The sequence below is a fragment of the Enterococcus sp. 3H8_DIV0648 genome, from assembly GCF_002140655.1.
GTDB lineage: Bacteria > Bacillota > Bacilli > Lactobacillales > Enterococcaceae > Enterococcus_A > Enterococcus_A hulanensis.
Window position 1 is genome coordinate 1,278,960 of the sequence record NZ_NGLG01000002.1, and the last position, 1,526, is coordinate 1,280,485.

Below are 1,526 nucleotides of genomic sequence, written 5' to 3' on the forward strand. Positions count from 1 at the left end.
AAGGTAGAGCAAAAAATGCTAGTGAATCTGGCTTTGCTGTCATTGTACGCAGCATGTCCCGTTTAGCAATTTCTGTTTGATCCAGGTTTGGTTTGACTGTTTTAATGGAATAATACTCTTCAGTTCCATCTGTTCGTTTTATATATAAATCAAATAGTATTGTTACATCTATTGTGCTCCGTGTTTTTAGATTACTTACAGATTCAAGTTCTGTTTCCCAATTAGGGGTATTTCCCCTATTCCTTCTTTGATCATCAAGTAAGTTATTAATCGCTTCTTCTTGCCATGTATTTATAGTGATATTTTCCAAATGTTGGTTTTGAGCTGTTGCCTCACTACCAATAGCAATTTCATAAGCAATTTGTTCATAGACACCTTGACCAAACGAAGTGACAAAAGATCTTTCAAATTTTGAACCTTTCCAGATTTCTTCTGGAACTAGCCGTGCGCCAAAAGGATTTCTTACTAGTAATTCTGTCATATCTTCATCAAATTCCCGTATTCTTCGAGCCAGAATTCTATCTGTTTTTTCTCTTATTCTGTTCTTAATGCGTTCTTTAGTTTCTAAGTCCAATTGTGTCCTCCTACAGTTCTTTTTTTATTATTATTACATAGTTCAGAGAAATAGAATAGTAAGGTATCAAACAACAACAAGGATAAACTAATTTTTAAACTAAAATAGAGCTGTCTCTTATACACATCTAGATGTGTATAAGAGACAGATCTAACACAAGAAGCAGCTAAGGAAGTTGCTCTTTTGGACTTGCTAATTGAACATCTTGATATAGAGATGTTAACGGCACTAAAGAATAGAGTGGAACTGAAAATATCAGAATATGAAGAAGACGATCAATAAGCTTAATGTATTGAAAGCACCCATGCCAGTTTTAGAAAAGTCAACAAAAAGGAGTGCTCTCAAATGAGAAAGCACTTCACAAATTGCTTTATTCACGCATGATAGAATAACACACGAAGTGAGAAAACGCTATATCCAAAACTGGGCTATGGTACTCAATCAGTTAATAGCTAACAAGGCCTTCGCCTCCAGAATTGAGAATATGTGATCTACCCTCTGTAGGGTTAGATCAATTTAACTGTACGTTCAAATAGTTTTCTCCTAGCTGCTAAAATACTGTGAGAGTTTATTCTCTAAAAAACTTAACTTTTTAACTTCTACAGTATAGTTGATACTCCCGTTAACACTGCAAGGGTGGATGACTTTGCTTTACGCTTATCTTTTTTTAATCTTTCAAATAGAGGTTGGCAAGTAGTTTTGACTCACTCTTGCATTCAAAATTTAAATATTCATTTCTTCGTACAATAATTTTTCCAAAGTAAAAGAACTTAAACTCTGAAATTTTACTTAAACGATTAAACCTATTACTTAGAGTAATATTATCTGTCAAAAGTTTTTTTCCAATCAAAATAGAAGGTTTACTTCTAATATTTCTCAAGGTACAGAACTCTTTCATTCGAACCACATAATAGGTTGGTTTTTCAATAATTCGTGCTGTTCCAAAGAATAC

The 1,526-nt window shown here is 33.4% G+C and carries 1 protein-coding gene and 1 pseudogene; both read right to left on the reverse strand.

The genetic code is table 11. From position 1 onward, the window contains the following. Window positions 1-574: TdeIII family type II restriction endonuclease (locus tag A5875_RS22265; RefSeq protein WP_088935739.1), on the reverse strand; the 574-nt coding region annotated here is incomplete at its 3' end. 667 nt (window positions 575-1,241) lie between these two features. Next, window positions 1,242-1,526: pseudogene (locus A5875_RS24055) on the reverse strand (hypothetical protein); the annotation flags it as partial.